This window comes from Amycolatopsis sp. NPDC058278 (assembly GCF_042881395.1).
Taxonomy (GTDB): Bacteria; Actinomycetota; Actinomycetes; order Mycobacteriales; family Pseudonocardiaceae; genus Amycolatopsis.
Genome location: NZ_JBHVXZ010000162.1, coordinates 1 through 18,244 on the forward strand (window position 1 = coordinate 1; position 18,244 = coordinate 18,244).

The following is an 18,244-nucleotide window of genomic DNA, read 5'->3' on the forward strand; positions in this document are numbered from 1 at the left end:
ACTACACCGTCGTGCCCGGCGCCCGCCCGCACCGTCCCCCGCACCCACCCGGGGGTCGCCGCCCCGGCGCGCCGGGCCACGACAAGGCTCCGGTCGACCAGCCTGCCGACGAGATCCGCGACCGCGCCGACGCCGTGCTCCGGGTTGAGCGCCGCGACGGCGCCGAGGTCGAACCCGCCGACGAACACCCCCAGCCGGCGGAACAGCAAGCGCTCGTCGCCGTCCAGCAATCCGAGGCTCCAGCCGAGCACCTCACGCAGCGAGTGGTGCCGTCGATCCGGGCCACGGCCGCCGGAGATCAACCGCAGCAGGTCATCCAGCGCGGCACGAACTCCGTCCACGCCCAGCGACGCGGACCGGGCGGCCACCAGCTCGATCGCCAACGGCATCCCGTCGAGCGCCGCGCACAGCCCCTCGACCGCCGCCGGTTCGGCGACGAGATCGGGATCGGCGGCGCGTGCGCGGTCCAGGAAGAGCCGTTGTGACTCGGCACCGAGTGGCGGCACCTGGACGAGCCGCTCTCCGGGAATGGCAAGCCGTTCGCGGCTGGTCGCCAAGATCGTCGTGTGCGGACACATCTGGAGGATCCGCGCGATCAGCGCACCCACTTCGGCGATGACGTGCTCACAGTTGTCCAGCACCAGCAGAGCGCGCTCCGTCCGCAGCCGGTCGATCACCGCGTCGGCCGGCGTGCCCGGCGGCTTTTCGACGACGCCGAGAACCTGAGCCACCGCCTCGCCGACACCGCCGGCGCGCACCGGCACAAGATCGACGAACGCGGCGTCGGTGTCCAAGCTCCCGGCAACCTCGACGGCCAACCGGGTCTTGCCCATCCCGCCGGCCCCGACCAGGCTCACCAGCCGCGCGCCGTCAAGCGCCGCGGACACCGTGGCACGCTCGTGCTCACGTCCGACGAACGACGTCGGGAACACCGGCAGTCCCGAGCCCCCGGCCGGCGTATCCGCGAGTGCCGCCAGTGTCCGGCGGTCGGGTACACCGGCCTTGCGCAGCAGAGAAGCCACGTGGCTTTCCACGGTACGCACCGACAGGTGCAGGCGGGCAGCGATCTGCGCGTTCGACTGATGGCCGCGGATCGCCGCCAGCACCTCGGCCTCTCGCGCGGAAACCCGCTCCCGCCACTCCACCCGGCCACTCTAGTGTGCACACCCTTGCCACAGCCGACCGCGACGGACGGCCGTGGGCCTCCCCGGTGTACTACACCCCCGACAGCGGCAGGGATTCCCGAACGGGCGGACTCACCCAGCGGCAGCTCCTCGCACTCACAGCCCCGGTAGTACCGGACCTGGCGAGACTGGCCGGCAAGCCGCTCCCATCCTGCGCGGCCCGCTTGTTCATCGAGCTCACTCAGCAACGTCGCCGCGTACACCCGGCCTTCCTGATCGCAGCCTCCGCCTTCGACCGCCCACACCCGCTGCGGATGCCGACGACCGGCGGCCAGCATGCGCCGATAGCCGTCCTGATCGGTCCCGAACCGCCCGGTGTGCAGCACGTGCTCACGTTCGTCGATGATCTCGATGGTGGCGGACCGCTTGTGGGTATCCACACCGATGATCACTGATACCACTGTCTTCTCCTCGCCATACCGGGATGGGTATCGGGCGAGGTGGGCAACGCTACTTCGAGCTGAGCAGACCCCTCTTGAGCCACACCCCGCCACGGTGTTCGACGGGTAGCACGCCATGTGAGAGCCACACCCGACAGCGTGGTGGGCAGCCGATGAGAGAGCCACCCGTCGAACACCTCGACCAAGCCTGGACCGGCATCGGTCGTACCGCCATCCAACAAGTAGCCGATGTGCGGACGTGGCGCCGCGTTTGGCGGACAGACATCGCGGCCGGTGCCGGGTCGCGTCAGGCGTAGGGCTCCCACGTCAGGACGCCGGCTTTGGTATCGCCGGATACCGTACGTACCCAGGCGAGTTCCGCGGAGATGGTGGCCTGCAGGTACTCGTGCTCGAGCAGGTGCAGGCGAGGAACACCGTGCTCCCGTGAGGCGGCAAGCACCGCCTCCGTCTCGGTCAGCCGCCGTTGCAGCACCTTGGCGCGCAGCTCCAGCTGCGTGCGTGCGTCCTGGGGGCTGAGCAGGTGCAGAAAGGACACCACGGCGGGGAACAAGGGAAACTCCTGCTCCGGAGCGGCCACGCTGGTGCGCAGGCCGGCCAGCAGCGACTCCCGGCCGTGCGCCGTGAGCTCGTAGACGGTGCGTTCGGGGTGGCGCGCACCGCGCTCGACGGCGCGAACCCGGATCAGCTCGTCGCGCGTCAACCGGTCGATCGAGGCGTGGAGCCCGGATCGGTTGCGCACGTTGACGACGATGCCGATGCCGCGCTCCTTCATCAACTGCTGCATCCGGTAGGCGTGCATCGGTTCTTCGGCCAACAGCGCCAGAACAGCGATCGCGAGGGGAGACAGTTGCCCACGAGTTGCCATAGTACGTACTATACTAGTCCAGTAGGTACTAGCCGTACCTGGTGCATGCGCCGAATACGGCGGCACAGGCTGCACCATTCGACGACTGGAGGAAGCCCGATGTCATCCGTTGCGCAGCGGCCGCCGAAGGCCCGGATGGGCGGCGTGCTCTCCGCGGTGCTTGAGATCGCCCTGTCCGTCGGCGGTTACTACTTGTTACGCGCCTTCGATATCGGCGTCTTCTGGGCGCTCACGGTGCCGGCCCTGGCCGTCGCCCTCGTCACGACGGTCGTCACGGTCCGCCGTCGACGGATCGACTTGGTCGGCCTCCTGGTTCTCTGCGAGATCGCGGTGACGATCACGGTCTCGCTGGCGACGCTCAGCCCCCTGGTAGCCGCACTGCGCGAGGCGGCGTACATCCTCATCGCCGGCGTCTTCTGCCTCGTCACACTGGTCTACCGAACGCCCCTCGCCCACACGAGCACGACGTCCATCGCGACGTTCGGGGACCCGAAACGAGAGCAGGCCTTCGAACGCGCGTGGCGAGAGATACCCGAATATCGCCTGTCGCAAAGACTGCTCACCGCCTCGATCGGCCTGATCATGGTCGCCGCGAGCATCAGCAAGGCAGCCGTCCTGCTCTCGGCTTCCGGCGACGGCATCGCACACGCCGTCGACCTCTGCAACATCCTCACCTTCGTGATGCTCGCAACGCTGGTCGTCGTGAGCGGAATACTCATCCAGCGTCCCCGAAAGATCATCGAGCGCATCCTCAGCCAAACCTAGCCCGTCGTCGCGCTGATTCTCACTGGGCCGGGCGTGGATGCGCAGCCGGAACGCCCTCTTCTGCCGCGAGTCGGTCGACGACGAGCGGACGGGTGCGCTCATCCGGACGAGCCGTTGTTCCTCCTTGCTCCAGATGAGCGGAGTGCCGCGATCATGGCCACGTCTGGGCGAGCCTGTGGAACGTCTCCGGATCGCTGTGCACCGGCACCACGCAGAGCAGGTGGCCACCGGGCGCGCGCAGCGTGTGACACTCCAGCCAGCGCGAAACCGGCTTCGCGCCCAGAGCTGCCAGACGGGCCACCTCCGCCGCCACGTCATCAGTCTCGATATCGACGTGATACCGGGGCTCGTCGTCGACCGCCTGGATGTCGACGATCAACCCGGGAATGGCACCGTCCAGAGCCGTGAACTGTTCCTCGCCCGCCACGGAACGCGCCGGAACTCCCAACGCGGCAGACCAGAAATCGGCTGCCGAACCGGCTTCCGCGGCAGGCGTGTCGATGAAGATCCCGAACAGCCGACTGCGATGCACGGCGTGAGACTATCCGACCGTGGCGCCGGACCACAGCTCAGCTCCGCGAGACACCATGGCACGATAGGAACAAGCAACCCACAACCGCTCGACATCCGGTCATGCCGCCGAGCGCGTTGATGCGGGAACCCCGACACCGACGCACCGAGGACCGCCGGCACGCACTGGACGCGGTGAAGGCATTCGACGCCGCCTACGGAGCGAAGTTCGGCAAAGCCACGGCCAAGGTCACCGACGATATTGAGGAGCTACTGGCCTTCTACGACTACCCAGCCGAGCACTGGGTGCCTCTACGCACCACCAATCCCATCGAGTCCACCTTCTCCACCGTGCGGCATCGAACCAAGGTCACCAAGGGACCGGGCTCCCGCGCCGCCGGCCTCGCGATGGCGTTCAAGCTCATCGAGTCCGCCCAAGCCCGCCGGCGTGCGGTCAACGCACCCCACCTCGTCGCTCTCGTCCGCGCCGGCACTCGCTTCGAAGCGGGCAACCTGGTCGAACGACCCGGCGAACACGTCCCGCCCACCGCAGCCTGAAGATCTTCATCTACAGGTCTTGACTATTTCCCTCTCCGGGGTGCGGCTTTCTGCGTCAGGGGGTTGATCACAGCAACGTGCTGCTGAGCACTTCGTGTAGTCGTGCGGCGAAGGCTCGGGGCCGGAACACGCCGCCGTTGTGGCCGCCGGGGAACTCCACGTATGGCGTGCCGAGTTCCTCGGCGAGCAGGCGGGCGCAGTGGTGAGCCCAGATGTGGGCCGAGGTCTGGCCGACGGCGGGCACGATGCGGGTGGGTGCGGCCTTCAGTGCTGCGATGTCCAGTTGGTGGCGGCGCACTGCCGGTGCGTCGTGGGTCAGGAAGAACTCCAGGTTCGGCAGCCGTTCCGGGCCGGGCGGCGTGGCCGCCGCGTCGGGCTCGCGATCGGCAGGGTCGATGCCGGCAAAGGTCGCGAACTTGCGCAGCGCTGGGAAGGCGCCCTCTGCCTGGTGGATGTCCTCGGCTTCCCGCTGGTCCTGCCGGGCGCGAGTGCGCTCGGGTTCGGGGAGGAGCTGGGTGGCGGGCGGTTCGTGCGCGACCAGGGTGCTGACCAGCTCAGGGTGCCGGGACACCAGTTCCAGCGAGATCAGGGCGCCGATGCTGCTGCCGTAGACGAAAGCGGGCTCCGTCGTCAGGGCGGCGAGCAGGTGATGGACATCCTCGGCATGGGTGGTGATCGTCGGAGACTGCGCCGGGTCGTGGATCGTGCTCTCGGACAGGCCGCGGCGGTCGTAGGTGACCACGGTGTAGGTGTCGGCGAGCCGGGCGGCGAGGTCGTCGCCGGCGGCAGCGTCTCCATCGCCGCCTGCGACCAGCAGGAGGAGCGGCCCGCTGCCGCGTTGCAGATACCGGAGCCGCGCTCCGGGGACGTCGAGAGCCGTCGAGACCGTCATGGAGACTGTTTCCTTCCCGTCCAGACAACATCAGATACCAGATGCATCTCTTAATAGATGTATCACATGAGTGGTGCATCATGGGAGACATGAACGGGCTCGAGTTGTTTCTCCTGGGACACAAGCTGATCAGAATCGGCCAGGACGCCATCCCCCGATCGGGGTTCCACACGCTGCCGACCAGTGCCCGGACGATCCTCGTCGACGTCTTCGAGCATCCAGGCAGCTCCATCCGCGAGATCACCGAGCGCACCGGCTTCCCGCAGAGCCTGGTGTCCTCCTCGGTGGCCAGATTCCGCGAACACGGTGTGATGGCTACCGAGACCGATCCCGCGGATCGGCGCCGCACTCTGGTGCACCCCGCCCCGGGCGTACCAGAGGAGGGGCGGCGACAGGCCGGCACCATGACCGTCGACGGCGTCCTGGCCAAGGCGCTGGGCGCCGAGCCGGAGGAGGTCGCCGAGATCGTCGCCGTACTGGATTCCCTCGCGCGGCGGTTGTCCAACGCGCCGATCTGAGGGCCGCTACTGATAGGCACGAAGAACGGGTCGGACGCGCCGACAAACGACCGCACGACTCACCCGCGACACGACAGGACCGGACCATCTCGCCCGTCGGTGCGAGCCCCGCCTTCAACAACCTAAAGGATCTTGATCCACCGGTCTTGACAATTTCTCCGGTTCAGCCACGATGGTCGTTGGCTCCGCTGACCCAGGCGATGTAGCGCTCGGCCGAGCTGCGTACTGCGGCCTTGGCGTCGGCAAGTATCGTGCCGCCCAACAGGCTGTAGAGACGTTCGAACTGGTAGGGCTCAAGCCGGTCCACAATGCGCCGCACCAGCCCGGCGGAGAGTGGGATCTTGTTCGGATAGCTACGCATGAACGTCACCCAGCCCCTGGCGACCACCGGCACGATGGTGTCGCCGGTGAGCAGGGTGCCCTTGCCGTCCGACCCTGCGGCGACGTGGGCAACCGCGGCGCCGGGGAAGTGCCCGCCGGCTTCGATGAGGGTGACCCCGGGCAGGATCTGCTCGACGCCGCTCCACTCCCTGATCACCGGGTCCTCCCGCTGCACCCACTGCCGGTCTGCCGAGTGCACCAGGACGGGGATGTTCCCGAGGTTGTGGCTCCAGCTGACCTGCGATCCGTACATGTGAGGATGACTGGCCACGATCACTGCGGCTCCGCCGAGTTCGGCGATCTTGTCGACCAGCCGCTGGTCGAGGTGGTTGGGGGGATCCCACAGCAGGTTGCCCTGCGGGGTTTGCACCAGGTGAGTCCACTGGCCGATGGCGAACAGCGGTTCCCGGTTGAGCCGGTGGATGCCTGGTTCCATTTCCTGGTGCACCAGCTCGTGACCGTCGGCTGCCAGTTTGTCCATCGTCGTCCACACCTGACCGGACTCGGGCACCCATTGCCGCTCGTCGGCGCAGATCCGGCAGGTGGTGACCGGAGCCCGCTCGGTGTCGGCGTGCTCGACCCCGCAGGTTCCGCAGATCCAGATCGTCATGAGATCAGTCTGGAACCTCCAGCCCGATCGAGGTCAAGTCCGCCGGCGATCAGGCGGAAAGCGGGAACCCCGTGAGCACTCTCAACCGGGAGCAGCAGCGGAAGACGCCCAGAACGCACTCTCCTGCCGCTGACCGCGCTGCCCCGGCCTGCACACGATGCCGCGAGATGAGTCGGCGGTGAGGCGCGGCCGCCTTCGCATCAAGTGAAGCCGTGATGTGGGTTCAGTTTCCGAGGAGGATGCGGCGTCGGAGGAGGTCAAAGCCAGGGCGGCCGAACATGGGCCGGGCCGCCGCAGTTACCGTTGTCGTTCTTGCCGTCACGACCGTACGGCGAGCCCGGCCCGGACGGCGAGGACGACGAGCTGGGCGCGGGTGCGGGCGTTGAGCTTGGCCATCGCCCGGGCCACGTGAGTGCGAACCGTTGCGGGCGAAAGGAACAGCGCGTCCGCGATCTCGTCGTTGGACCGGCCGGTGGCGACCCAGGCGGCGATCTCGCGTTCCCGGCCGGTGAGGGTGTCGAGGCCGTCGACGGTGGTCGGCGCGGACCACCGCTCGGCAAAGGTGGTCACCAGCAGCCTGGTCACCGACGGCGAAAGCAGCGCGTCCCCGCCGGCGGCGGCGCGGACGGCGCGGGCCAGCTCGGCGGGCGCAGTGTCCTTCAGGATGAACCCGGCGGCGCCGGCTCCGAGCGCTTCGAAGACGTAGCGGTCGATTTCGAAAGTGGTGACGACGACGACCCGAACCGCGCGCAGCGCCGGGTCGGCCGCGACGTGGCGCAGCAGTTCGAGGCCGTCCATGCCGGGCATCCGGATGTCGAGCAGCAGGACGTCCGGCCGGTCGCGCCGTAGCCGGGCCAGGGCTTGCGTGCCGTTGTCCGCCTCACCGACGACCCGCATGTCGTCTTCACGGTCGATCAGTGCCCGCAGGCCCATCCGGACCAGCTGGTGGTCGTCGGCGAGCAGCACCCGGATCACGAGTCGGCCTCCGGCAGGGGAACCCGGGCCGCGACCCGGAACCCGCCGCCGTCGCGAGGACCGGTTTCCAGGTGGCCGCGCAGTTCTTCGATCCGGCGGCGCATGCCGGTCAGGCCCCGCCCGGGTGGCGCCACCGTCGACGGCGTCCCCCGGCCCCGGTCGGTCACTTCGACGAGCAGTTCGCCCTCGCGCCTGCCGATGGTCACGCGGGCGGTCGTGGGCCCGGCGTGGACCAGCACGTTGGTCAAGCTTTCCTGCACCACGCGGTAGACGGTGGCGGCCAGCGGCCCGGGAACGGGCCCCTCGACGGCGACGTCGACCGGGAGACCGCCGGTCCGGACACGGTCGATCAGCGCGGCGAGCCCGGTCAGGCCGCTGTCGCGCGGGTGGAACGCCGCCAGCATCCCGCGCAGGTCGGCCAGCGCGCCCGCACTGGTGTCGCGGACGGCTTCCAGCGAGCGGCGTGCCTGGTCCGGTTGCTCGTCGAATGCGAGCAACGCCAGCCCTGCCTGCATGGTGATCAGGGCGAACCCGTGTCCGGCGATGTCGTGCACCTCCCCGGCCAGCCGGATCCGTTCCTCGAGTGCCGTGCGCGCGACGAGGTCGTCGCGAGCCCGCCGCCGGGCCGCGTCCCGCACGTGGACCAGCGCGCCCAGCGACCACGGCAGCACGATCCAGCTGGACCAGGCCAGCGCCAGCAGGCCGGGATCGTGCCGGTCGCTGAGCACCCGGACGAGGATGGTCACCGACGACAGCACGGCGGCCGGCGCGCACACCGCCGCCGAGCGCAGCGGCGTCCGCTGCCGCGCGGTCTCGAACACCGCGATCACCAGGCACAGCAGCACCGGCCCGTACGGATAGCCGGCCAGCAGATAGCCGTTGACCAGCACCACGGCGCCGGTCAACGCCACCGGCGGCATGCTGCGACGCAGGCCCATCGTCACCACCGCGGCCGCGACCAGGAGCGTCACGCCGAGCGCATCCAGCGGGATGGACGGGGCGGTCGCCGGAGATGGGACGGCCACCGTGCCGGCGACCACGGCGGCCGCGAACAGCCCGGCGGACACGACGTCCAGCCGGGGGATCCGCGCGCCGAAAGCCATAGGCATGCCCGTCAGCATGGCGACCGGCCGGACGTCTGTCGTCGGCTTCGAAGCGACACCGCGGCTACGTCAGCTGACGTAGCTCGTCCGGCGGCAACGCCGCTTTGCGTCCGATGTGGTCACCGGGTCCAGGCCCCACGCTGGAAGCACCGAGGCGACGCTCGCTTCGGCCGCCCCAGTAGGAGGACATCCCGTGACAACGCGCGCAAACCGGCTGCCGGCCCCGCGACGTGGGCGGCCGGCCCGGACCGCGATCGTGCGGGCCACCGGCCGGCACCGGACGTTCCTGATCGCCACCTGCGTGGCACTGGTCCTGGCCGCGATCGCCGACGAAGCCACCGGCTACGACGGCCCCGGACCGTTCATCTACCCCGCGTTCGCCGTGCTGGTCGCACTGGTGCCGTGGCGGTTCACCCCGCTGCTCGTGGTCCTCATGAGCGCGTTGTTCGTCTTCGGCGGACTCGCGTCGCCGGAGTTCGTGCACCGGCTGACCACGCCGGGCCAGGTGCTGGACTTCGCTTCCGGCTGGCTGCAGATGCTCGGGTTCGCCGCGGCCGCGGGCTTCGCGGTGGCCGCGGTCGTCGTTTCCCGCCGGACCCACGGATCCCGTTCGTGAAGGAGTACACCATGTCCCGTTTTCGCACGCTCAGCCGCAGCAGCCTCGTTTCGTTCGCCGGGCTGCTCGGCGGCATCGCCGGGCTGCTCGTCCAGTGGGCCGCCGACCCGGCCAGGTTCTCGGCGGCCCAGCAGTCGTTCGGGATCCCGTTCCCGCCCGGCATCCTGTTCATCGCCGGGGCCGGATTGCTGATGCTGGCCACGTCCCGCTGGTGGTGGCACCCGATCTTCGCCGTGGTCATCGCCTTCTGGATCGCCGGCGTCGGAACCCTCGCCGGCCAGCTGACACCCAACCTGGTCTCACCCAACGTCGGCATCGTGGCCGGTACCGCCGTCATGGCCGCCGCGCTGCTCCTCGCCGCTGTAGCCGGTGTCGTCAGCATGGTTTCGGGACGGCGGAGGTCCGCGAGCCCGGCACCCCGGTGAGCCACTGGAACGTTTCGTGGTCGCGCCGCTGGTTGTGCACCTGCGGACGGAGCCGGGGCGCCTGGTGGGCCGCGATGGTGTGTTGCCCCGCCGCACTGCTCGAGCCATCAGGCAGCTCTCGAAGCCGCCATGAGCAGTAGATCGCCAGCTCGGCGCCGGTTCGTTCGGGAGTGAACCGACCGCCACGCTCACCGGACACAATCGACCGCACCAGCCGGGTCATCGCGTCCAGGGGCACGAGCGCGAACCGGACGGCCACGTGTTGCGCAGCTTCGCGGAAGCACGCGATCTCGAGCGGGATCTCTCCCTTTCGAGCCCGTTCGGGGCCAGCGCGACCAACGAGTTCGTTCAGGAGGCGATCCAACGCCTCCCCGACGGGTGGCAGGCAGCTCCCGGCGGCGTCGACCGCAAGCGCCTCTGCGGCTCCGAAGACTTCAGCGGACTGTTTCGAGTACGTACTCACCAACAGCAGCGGCGCTCCTCTCAGGGAGATCGAGAGGGCGTGCAACTACCTGCACCGCCCTGCGCCGCGGCACAGCCACGGTCACCGCGACAACTGCCGCGTTCGCCGGCGATCCGCACGGACCACCCCAAAGCCAGTGGCAGCTCCGAGTTCAGATCACCTGAACGCCGGGTGGGTCACCCGCGCGGCCGCGGATGACCCGCCCCGGCGTTGTCAGCGGACGCGGACGCTGGTGGTGTAGATGTCCTGGTCGTTGGCGATCGACGCGTTCGGTGCGCCGGCCTGGCAGGTGCGCGGCGGAGTGCCGGGTGTGCCGGTGCCGGGGCAGAGGAACTCCTCCGGCGGGCGGGTGTCCGACCAGACCGGATACGCGGCACGCGCGGTGACGGCGATCCCGGCGTAGTCACCGTAGAAGGTGCCGGTGAACTGCGTCGGCGGCGGCATGCTGCTCGACGTCGCCCGGGTGTGGGAGAACCCGGCCGACACCGTGATGTCGGAGAAGCCGGTGGTCTCGTCGGCGCCGTACTGGCGGTCGTAGTAGCTGACGGCGAAGGTGCCGTCCGGGCTGAACGCGGCACCCTGCCAGAACTGGTCGGTCCGGGCCTGGCCGGGCGCGGTGGTGACCACCGGCAACTGCCGGACGTCGGTGGTGCCGCCGGCGAACGAGGCACCGGCGTTCGTCGAGGTCGACAGCACGATGTCGTTGTTGCAGGTGCCGTTCTTCACGCCGGTGTAGGTGTTGATGCCGGTGGCGGGGTTGAAGCCGGTCGGCGTGCAGCCGGTGGCCTCGTTGGAGTTCCGGTTGAGGTACGAACCGTAGGTCACCAGGATCCGGCGCGGGTTGCGCGGGTCGACGCCGCCGATCGGGTAGTTGCTCGCACGGAACACCGAGTTCGCCGACGGTCCCTTTTCGGGGACACAGGCGCGGCCGGGGTCCTGGCCGTTCTGGTAGGTCGCACAGTCGGGCAGCTCGTGGTAGTTGCCGACCAGCACCGGGGCGGAGAAGCTCTGCCCACCGTCGGCCGAGCGGGCCAGCAGCACCTGGTTGTGGTTGTCCGCCGGGTTCGCGGTGGCATTGTTGAAGTTGTTGAACACCACGTACAACGCGCCGTCCGGGCCGACGAACGGCTGCGAGTCCTGGTTCTGGTTGCACCGGCCTCGCGGCGTCGGGAAGCCGAGAGCGTTGGCACACAGCGGAGTGTCGACGCTCACGAGTACCGGCGTTGAGAACGTTTCGCCGTAGTCGGCGGAGTAGGCCTCGTAGATGTAGCCGGTGCCGTCGTCGGCGAAGGTCGTCCAGGACACGTACACGCGGTCGCGGAACGGGCTGCGCGGGTTGCTGTCGACGGTCAGCAGCTGCTTGTCCAGGAGGAAGTTCCCGGCGCCGGCGGTGTCGTCGTGGGTGGCGACGGGCCGTCCGGGGAAGTTCCAGGACGCGCCGTTGGTGCCGGTCGAGCGGAACACAAGGAACGCGCTCGATTGGTCCGGGTTCGCCGACACGGCGCTGCCGCGGTTGAACACCTGGCACGACAGGTAGGCGTTGCCGCGGGAATCCCAGGCCACCGACGTGTCGCCGCCGGACTGCCAGTACTCCCGTGGCGCGCCGCCGAAGTCGGTGCCGCGGCTGAAGCCGTTCGGCGTCGTCGCGTCGGCCCAGGTCCGGGCGCCGTCGAGGGAGTAGCTGACGCCGCAGGTGCCGTCCCCGCGGCGGTAGTCGTTGTAGGTGGCGATGACGTGGTCGGGGTTGTTCGGGTCGGTGGCGGCCCAGGTCTCGTTCTGGGCCTGGGCCCGGCCCTGCAGGTCCGGGTCGGTGAGGTTGAGGCAGTTCTGGTTGACCTTGACGTTGGCGCCGAAGCGGTTGGCGCACGGCGCGGCGGCCGACGGAGTGGCCCGGTTCGGGGCCAGCGCCCTGGCGGCGTTGGCCGGGTCTTCGCCGTTGAGAACCGTGGACAGCAGCCCGGAGACGTGGCGCTGCTGCACCGGGTTGAGCTGCTGGTAGCCGAACGGCTGCGCGGTGGCCGGGGCCACGGCGAACACGCCGAGCGCCGCCGTACTCAGAATCGTCACACTGATCACGGAAATGATGCGGGGACGCGACACGGGCGTACTCCCTTGCTTGACCGGATGTCCGGTGCGCGGCCAGCCACACGGAATCACCCCGCGCCTTGGCCGCCGCTCGGATCGTCGCCGCCAACCCCCCAATCGTTACCATTGTGCCGACTGTCCATTCGGGACCAGGTAAGCGCACGGGAAACTCGTCCCCCGTTCAGCCGCCGACGAATGTTCTGGATCGTTCGAGCGCCCGGCATCGTCGAAATATTTGTCGCGCGTCAGCAATTGCGTAAATTCGCCCATAAATGTCCAATCAGGACAGTTGATCAGCCGGGTCCTCCACATGGCGGATTTACCGCGGTGGATTCCAGTGGCTGGATCGAGGGTCGTCATGGCCCGCAGCGGCGACCCCGCTGCCCGCCTCACTGCCTCACCTCACCGGAGAAGGTGAACGCGCCATGCCGCTATCCAGAAAACTCCTCACCGCCACCCTTCTGCCGGCCTGCGTGGTCGGCGGGCTGCTGGTCTCCGCGACGTCCGCATCCGCGAACGTCGCCGTCACCCAGGTCAGCGCCGATCCGTTCACCGACGCCCAGGCCCAGCACCGGACCGAGGTCGAACCCGACACGTTCGCGTTCGGCAACACGATCGTCGCCGCCTTCCAGGTCGGCCGCGTGTCCGGCGGCGGGTCCTCTGACATCGGCTTCGCCACGTCCACCGACGGCGGCGCCACCTGGACCCAGGGCTTCCTACCGGGCACGACGGCGAACACCGGCGGTCCCTGCGGCCAGATCAGCGACGCCGCCGTCGCCTTCGACGCCAAGCACAACGTCTGGCTGATCTCCTCCCTCGGCGTCAACTGCCCCAGCGGCACCCCGGTGTTCACCAGCCGCTCCACCGACGGCGGCAAGACCTTCGGCAACCCCATCACCACCGCCACCGGCTCGCTGGACAAGAACTGGATCGTCTGCGACAACACCGCGACCAGCCCGTTCTTCGGGAACTGCTACACCCAGTACGACATCACCAGTTCCGGCGACTCCATCCGGATGAAGACCTCCAGCGACGGCGGCCTCACCTGGGGGCCGGCCCGCGCAACCGGCGACAACGCCACCGGCCTCGGCGGCCAGCCCGTCGTCCGCCCCAACGGCACCGTGCTGGTGCCCTACCTCTCGCTGAACGACCAGATCCGCTCGTTCCGCTCCGTCGACGGCGGCGCCAGCTGGCGCTCCACCGTCCTCGTTTCCAGCATCAGCCACCACGACGCCGCCGGCGGCCTGCGCGAAGAAGCCCTGCCCAGCGCCGAGATCGACAGCACCGGCACCGCCTACGTCGCCTGGTCGGACTGCCGCTTCCGCGCCGGCTGCCCCAGCAACGACATCGTGCTGGCCAAGTCCACCAGCGAAACCACCTGGGCCGCCCCGACCCGCGTCCCGATCGACGCGACCACCAGCACGGTCGACCATTTCGTCCCCGGCATCGGCGTCGACCCCTCGACCTCCGGCACCAGCGCCCGGATCGGCCTGACCTACTACTTCTACCCCACCGCCAACTGCACCGCCGCGACCTGCCAGCTCGACGTCGGGTTCATCTCCTCAACCAACGGCGGCACCAGCTGGAGCACCGCCACCCAGGTCGCCGGGCCGATGAACCTGTCCTGGATCCCGAACACCTCCCAGGGCCGGATGTTCGGCGACTACATCTCGACCTCGGTCCGGGCCGGCGGCAACGCCTTCCCGGTCGTGCCGATCGCCTCGGCCCCGAGCGGCTCGGCGTTCACCATGGGCATGTTCGCCCCGACCGGCGGCCTGCCCCTCACCGGCGGCGCCCGCCGCACCGCCGATACCCCGGCGCTGCCGGCGCCCGCGGCACAGCCCGCGCCTGGCTCGACGACGACGATCACCTGACCGACCGGCGTCGAGCACGCGAAGGGGGCCGGCCGGATCGTTCCTCATGCCCAGTTCTTCTCGAGGAACGATCCGGCCAGCACACGTCCCATCCTCGGGCGACACGTCAGGGCCCCCCGAGGAAGGGCTGATGTCTCGACGACGACAGCACCGCGCGCGACGGCCCGCTGGCGAGCCGCCCGCTGGTTGCGACGACGTCACGGAACTCCAGGTGGCCGAAGCCGTCGTCGATGAGACTGCGCCACCGGCGGTTTGCACGGCCACCACCCGTACGTGCCCTGTGAGCTGCACGGATGGTACGAGAAGGAACGGGCTCGACAATTGGTGGAATCGTGCACGCCAAGTTCGGACGCCTCGACGTCGGCGGACCAGCCCACATCCGACGCCCGTCCCGGACGGAAGTAGGCCCGCTGCGGCTTCACCGGCGAGCTGACCAGGCACGGTTGCCCGAGCTACAGGACGCGATCGTGCGTCCTCTACCGCGAACGCTCGTACGTACTCTTCTGCCGATGACCGTGTTGGTGATGCTGAGCCGATGTCAGTTGTGGCTCACGGGAGCCGAGTCAGGCAGGACATGATTGGCTAGTGACAGAGTCGGGGACGGCCGCCTATGGCCACTGCGTCGATCTTCCACCGTTGGTCGCGACCGCGGGGCGGGCGGCTCTCCGGGCCGGCTTCGCCCATTCCTGTCTTCCTGAGCAGGGCCAGCTGCTGCGGACGCTTGCCGGCGGCGTCGGTGCCGAGGTGATCGGCGAGACCGGGACCGGCTGCGGGGTCGGCTTGGCGTGGTTGGCCTCGGGCGCGCCCAGGCGTCCGGATTGTCAGTGTGGAACGAGACCGAGCGCGAGCGGAGATCGCCACTGCGGTGTTCGCCGGTGACCCACGGGTGGAGGTGCGTACCGGGGACTGGCGGAAGCTGGCCGACAGCGCTCCATTCGACCTGGTCGTACTCGATGGGGGCGGTCAGGGCAAGGGCACGGAGCCACCACTCGAGCCGGCAGACTGGCTACGGCTGGGTGGCGTAGTCGTCCTGGACGACTTCGCCCCGATGACGAGCTGGCCGCCCGTACACCAAGGGCGACCCGACGAAGCCCGAATGTACTGGCTGAACCATCCACAGCTGCGTGCTGCCGAAGTCAAGGTCACCCCCACCGCCGCATCCGTTGACGCGACCTTCGTGGGTTGACATCACCACTGACGCCGCGCGCTCCCGCCGCTTACCAGTCGTTTAGGAACACGTGCTCGCACCGTTCTCTGGTCGTCGTCGACGCTGTACCTGACCGAGTACATCCGCCGTTTCGGCGAGTATTCGGTCAGGTACAAACCCGACGCCTGTGGCCCATACCTGATACCGATCTCACCCAGATCCGCGGCGACGATTCGCCGACCGATGGATTCAGCCGGGCCGCGTGAGTCAGCGACGGGTTGGCTGCCAGAGCGGGCCGGGTGCATGTCGGCCGAGCACGTCATCGAGCTCTGGCGCCACGTCCGAAGGGTGATCGCGGGAACCGGGATCACAGCAATCGGTCGACGAGCCTGTCGACGTAGTCCGCGGTGAGCGGGCCCATGCCGAATAGGACGCGGATGTACATAGGGGCCAGGAGGTGATCCAGCACGTCGAACGCGTCGGGTACGCGCTCGCCGCGGCCGTGGGCGCGATCGAGCATGGACTGCATTTGCCGCATGCGTTCGGCGCGGAGGTTGTCGGCAGCCCGCAGGCCTTGCTGGCCGTGACTCGACAGGGCGAGGGCTAGGTGCAGCACCGCCGGGCCGTCGGGTCCGCTGATTTCGCGGGCCACCTGGGCCGCGTAAGTGCGCAGGTCGCCGTCCAGGCTCCCGGTGTCAGGCATCGGTGACACCGCGTTGAGGCGGGCGAGCGCCACCTCGGTCAGCAGGCTTTCCAGATTGCCCCACCGGCGGTAGATGCTGCTGTCGGCCACGCCCGCGCGGGCTGCGACCTCGCCGACGGTGAAGTTGCCGTAGCCGCGTTCGCTGATCAGGTCCGTGACGGCCCGGTGAACCGCCGCGCCGACTCGGGCGGCGCGGCCGCCGGGCCGTCGGACCGGCTGTCGCTCGTTCACGCCCCGCACCTTAACGCAGTCGGCGCTTGCGTTTGTGTGGCAACCTCCTTATAGTCCACTAACGCAGCCAAAGACTGCTTCAGTTCTCCAGGGGGAATCGCTGTCCGCGTCAGCCATGGTCGACGCAACCAGCGATTGAGAGGAATCTTTGTGAGTCCATCGCCAGAGGCCGTAGGCAGTCGATCAAGCCGGCCCGTCGGCTACTCCGTGGTGATCGCCGGAGGTGGCCCAGTTGGCCTGATGTTGGCGTGCGAGCTGGGGTTGGCCGGTGTCGACGTACTGGTGATCGAGCGGCTCACGAGCATCGACCCGACCATGAAAGCCGGATACGTAAACCTGGCGACGGCTCAAGCCTTCCACCGGCGCGGCATGTTGCCACAACTGCAGGAGCGGCACGACGCCGCAGTGGAGCGGATGCGGAAGTTCCTGGCATCCAAGGGAGTCGGGAACGCTGCGGGAGGCGGTCCGGTCGGAGCTCACTTCGCGGGCATTGTGCTCGACATCGGTCTGGTCGATTTCACGGGTCCGACGTTCACGCATGCCGGACCGGCGTCCGACGTGATCCTGGTGTCGCAGCAGGAGATCGAAGCGCTGCTGAACGAGCGTGCGGCCGACCTCGGCGTCACGGTGCTGCGCGGCGCCGAAGTCACCGGATTCACCGCCGAGGAGGACGGTGTCACAGTCGATTTGGGCGACGGGCACACGGTTCAAGGCGAATGGCTGGTGGGCGCCGACGGCGGGCGCAGTGTCGTGCGCAAGCTCGCCGGGTTCGAATTCCCCGGCGTAGACCCGGCAATCACGGCGCGCCAGTTCGTTGCCGACATGATCGGTCACGAGAAACTGCCAGCGGGGTGGAATCGCACCGATGGCGGCGTTTATCTGCATGGTCCGTACCCGGGGCGGTTGGTCACCGTAGAGTTCGACGGTCCACCGGAAGATCGTGAAGCACCCATCACGCCTGCGGAGCTGGAGGCGACGGTGCAGAGGGTGGCAGGCGTCGACGTGACGGTCACCGCGATCCACTCGGCTACTCGCTTCACCGACCACACACGACAGGCGAACACGTATCGACTGGGCCGGGTGCTGCTTGCCGGCGATGCGGCACACGTGCATTCGCCCCTGGGCGGGCAAGGACAGAACCTCGGCATCGGTGACGCAGTGAACCTGGGTTGGAAACTCGCCGCCGTTGTGAAGGGTTCTGTGCCAGAGGATTTGCTCGACACCTACACCGCCGAGCGGCATCCGGTCGGCGAGTGGGTGCTGGAGTGGACGCGCGCACAAGTCGCCGCCATGCGAACCGACGCGCACAGCTCGGCACTGCGCAACGTGCTCAGCGACCTGATCTCCACGCCCAACGGCGCGACCTATGTGCTGACCAAACTTTCCGGCATGCTGCACCGGTACGAGCCCGGAGAGCACGACCTGGTCGGAGCGCCCGCCCCGGACGTCGAATTGGCCGACGGCACACACGTTGGCGACCATTGCGCTGACGGACGTGCGCTGTTGGTGGATCTGGCCGACAACGCGACAGTGCGGGATGCAGTCGATGGCTGGGCAGGCCGGGTACGGGTCGTGTCGATCAAACCCGCACAGCAGGTGACGTGGTCCGCGCTGCTCATCCGGCCCGACGGGTACGTCGCTTGGGCCGCCGACGAGAACCCGGATATGTCCGCCCTGTCGGTCGCCCTACGCCAGTGGTTCGGTGAGCCGATTCTTCGAAGTTCTTCAACGCCAGCTCACTGATCTGCCGCGGCTACTTCTTCACAACACAGCCCAAGAACGTCTCCTTGATCACCGGAACCGCACTGTATTGCCGCCGAGCGGTCGTTCGTCAACGCTCGCTCATGGCTCCCCTTTATGTCAAGGGGCGATCCTGGCGGGGGTAGGCTGGGCGGCGGCAGGTTCGGGTTGTGGCTTGTCCGAAGGGCCGGTGTCCGG

At 68.8% G+C, this 18,244-nt stretch carries 16 protein-coding genes and 1 pseudogene; 8 read left to right on the top strand and 9 right to left on the bottom strand.

Annotation, left to right across the window (positions count from 1 at the left end; all coding sequences use genetic code 11):
- A partial coding sequence (locus ACFVYA_RS44730; RefSeq protein ID WP_387054016.1) for an ATP-binding protein occupies positions 1-1,145 on the bottom strand: 1,145 nt, incomplete at its 3' end.
- Positions 1,146-1,348: 203 nt separating this feature from the next.
- On the opposite strand from ACFVYA_RS44730, the gene ACFVYA_RS44735 reads away from it, so the two are divergent.
- Entirely contained in the window at positions 1,349-1,579 is a 231-nt protein-coding gene (locus tag ACFVYA_RS44735; RefSeq protein WP_387054018.1) for a hypothetical protein, read from the top strand.
- A 292-nt stretch (positions 1,580-1,871) separates the two neighbouring features.
- Here ACFVYA_RS44735 and ACFVYA_RS44740 read toward each other — a convergent pair whose 3' ends face one another.
- The gene (locus ACFVYA_RS44740) at positions 1,872-2,450 is read right to left on the bottom strand and encodes a PadR family transcriptional regulator (protein ID WP_387054020.1); all 579 of its coding nucleotides are present in this window, start codon (positions 2,448-2,450) and stop codon (positions 1,872-1,874) included.
- Between the two features lie 99 nt (positions 2,451-2,549).
- Here ACFVYA_RS44740 and ACFVYA_RS44745 point away from each other — a divergent pair, with 99 nt between their 5' ends.
- The gene (locus tag ACFVYA_RS44745) at positions 2,550-3,215 is read left to right on the top strand and encodes a VC0807 family protein (RefSeq protein ID WP_387054022.1); all 666 of its coding nucleotides are present in this window, start codon (positions 2,550-2,552) and stop codon (positions 3,213-3,215) included.
- Between the two features lie 151 nt (positions 3,216-3,366).
- Here ACFVYA_RS44745 and ACFVYA_RS44750 read toward each other — a convergent pair whose 3' ends face one another.
- A complete protein-coding gene (locus ACFVYA_RS44750) occupies positions 3,367-3,747 on the bottom strand; it encodes a VOC family protein (RefSeq protein WP_387054024.1) in 381 nt (126 codons plus the stop codon).
- 110 nt (positions 3,748-3,857) lie between these two features.
- Here ACFVYA_RS44750 and ACFVYA_RS44755 point away from each other — a divergent pair.
- Positions 3,858-4,283 (top strand): annotated as a pseudogene (locus ACFVYA_RS44755) (transposase); the annotation flags it as partial.
- A gap of 67 nt (positions 4,284-4,350) precedes the next feature.
- Here the strand turns inward: ACFVYA_RS44755 and ACFVYA_RS44760 are convergent.
- The gene (locus ACFVYA_RS44760; RefSeq protein ID WP_387054026.1) at positions 4,351-5,175 is read right to left on the bottom strand and encodes an alpha/beta fold hydrolase; all 825 of its coding nucleotides are present in this window, start codon (positions 5,173-5,175) and stop codon (positions 4,351-4,353) included.
- An 89-nt stretch (positions 5,176-5,264) separates the two neighbouring features.
- On the opposite strand from ACFVYA_RS44760, the gene ACFVYA_RS44765 reads away from it, so the two are divergent.
- Positions 5,265-5,693, top strand: coding sequence for a winged helix DNA-binding protein (locus ACFVYA_RS44765; protein ID WP_387054029.1), 429 nt, complete (start codon positions 5,265-5,267; stop codon positions 5,691-5,693).
- 163 nt (positions 5,694-5,856) lie between these two features.
- Here the strand turns inward: ACFVYA_RS44765 and ACFVYA_RS44770 are convergent, their stop codons facing one another.
- The 3 genes from ACFVYA_RS44770 to ACFVYA_RS44780 form a co-directional block, all read right to left on the bottom strand.
- Positions 5,857-6,684: a hydrolase gene (locus ACFVYA_RS44770; RefSeq protein WP_387054031.1), complete on the bottom strand. Its 828-nt coding sequence runs from the start codon at positions 6,682-6,684 to the stop codon at positions 5,857-5,859.
- Between the two features lie 318 nt (positions 6,685-7,002).
- Positions 7,003-7,659 (bottom strand): response regulator, encoded by a 657-nt coding sequence (locus ACFVYA_RS44775; protein WP_387054033.1) that lies wholly within the window; start codon positions 7,657-7,659, stop codon positions 7,003-7,005.
- On the bottom strand, positions 7,656-8,768 hold the full coding sequence (locus ACFVYA_RS44780) for a sensor histidine kinase (RefSeq protein ID WP_387054035.1): 1,113 nt from the start codon (positions 8,766-8,768) through the stop codon (positions 7,656-7,658). The genes ACFVYA_RS44775 and ACFVYA_RS44780 overlap by 4 nt, the downstream gene beginning before the upstream one ends.
- A gap of 187 nt (positions 8,769-8,955) precedes the next feature.
- Between ACFVYA_RS44780 and ACFVYA_RS44785 the strand changes: the two genes are divergently transcribed.
- Both ACFVYA_RS44785 and ACFVYA_RS44790 read left to right on the top strand, forming a co-directional pair.
- Positions 8,956-9,378: a hypothetical protein gene (locus ACFVYA_RS44785; protein WP_387054037.1), complete on the top strand. Its 423-nt coding sequence runs from the start codon at positions 8,956-8,958 to the stop codon at positions 9,376-9,378.
- An 11-nt stretch (positions 9,379-9,389) separates the two neighbouring features.
- On the top strand, positions 9,390-9,803 hold the full coding sequence (locus ACFVYA_RS44790; protein WP_387054039.1) for a hypothetical protein: 414 nt from the start codon (positions 9,390-9,392) through the stop codon (positions 9,801-9,803).
- 676 nt (positions 9,804-10,479) lie between these two features.
- Here the strand turns inward: ACFVYA_RS44790 and ACFVYA_RS44795 are convergent.
- Complete coding sequence (locus ACFVYA_RS44795) at positions 10,480-12,333, bottom strand: sialidase family protein (RefSeq protein WP_387054041.1); 1,854 nt, start codon at positions 12,331-12,333, stop codon at positions 10,480-10,482.
- Between the two features lie 443 nt (positions 12,334-12,776).
- On the opposite strand from ACFVYA_RS44795, the gene ACFVYA_RS44800 reads away from it, so the two are divergent.
- Complete coding sequence (locus tag ACFVYA_RS44800; RefSeq protein ID WP_387054043.1) at positions 12,777-14,225, top strand: sialidase family protein; 1,449 nt, start codon at positions 12,777-12,779, stop codon at positions 14,223-14,225.
- A 1,514-nt stretch (positions 14,226-15,739) separates the two neighbouring features.
- On the opposite strand, the gene ACFVYA_RS44805 is transcribed toward ACFVYA_RS44800, so the two are convergent.
- Positions 15,740-16,306: a TetR/AcrR family transcriptional regulator gene (locus tag ACFVYA_RS44805; RefSeq protein WP_387054044.1), complete on the bottom strand. Its 567-nt coding sequence runs from the start codon at positions 16,304-16,306 to the stop codon at positions 15,740-15,742.
- Positions 16,307-16,513: 207 nt separating this feature from the next.
- Here ACFVYA_RS44805 and ACFVYA_RS44810 point away from each other — a divergent pair, with 207 nt between their 5' ends.
- Entirely contained in the window at positions 16,514-18,049 is a 1,536-nt protein-coding gene (locus ACFVYA_RS44810; RefSeq protein WP_387054046.1) for an FAD-dependent monooxygenase, read from the top strand.
- The last annotated feature ends 195 nt before the right edge of the window (positions 18,050-18,244 follow it).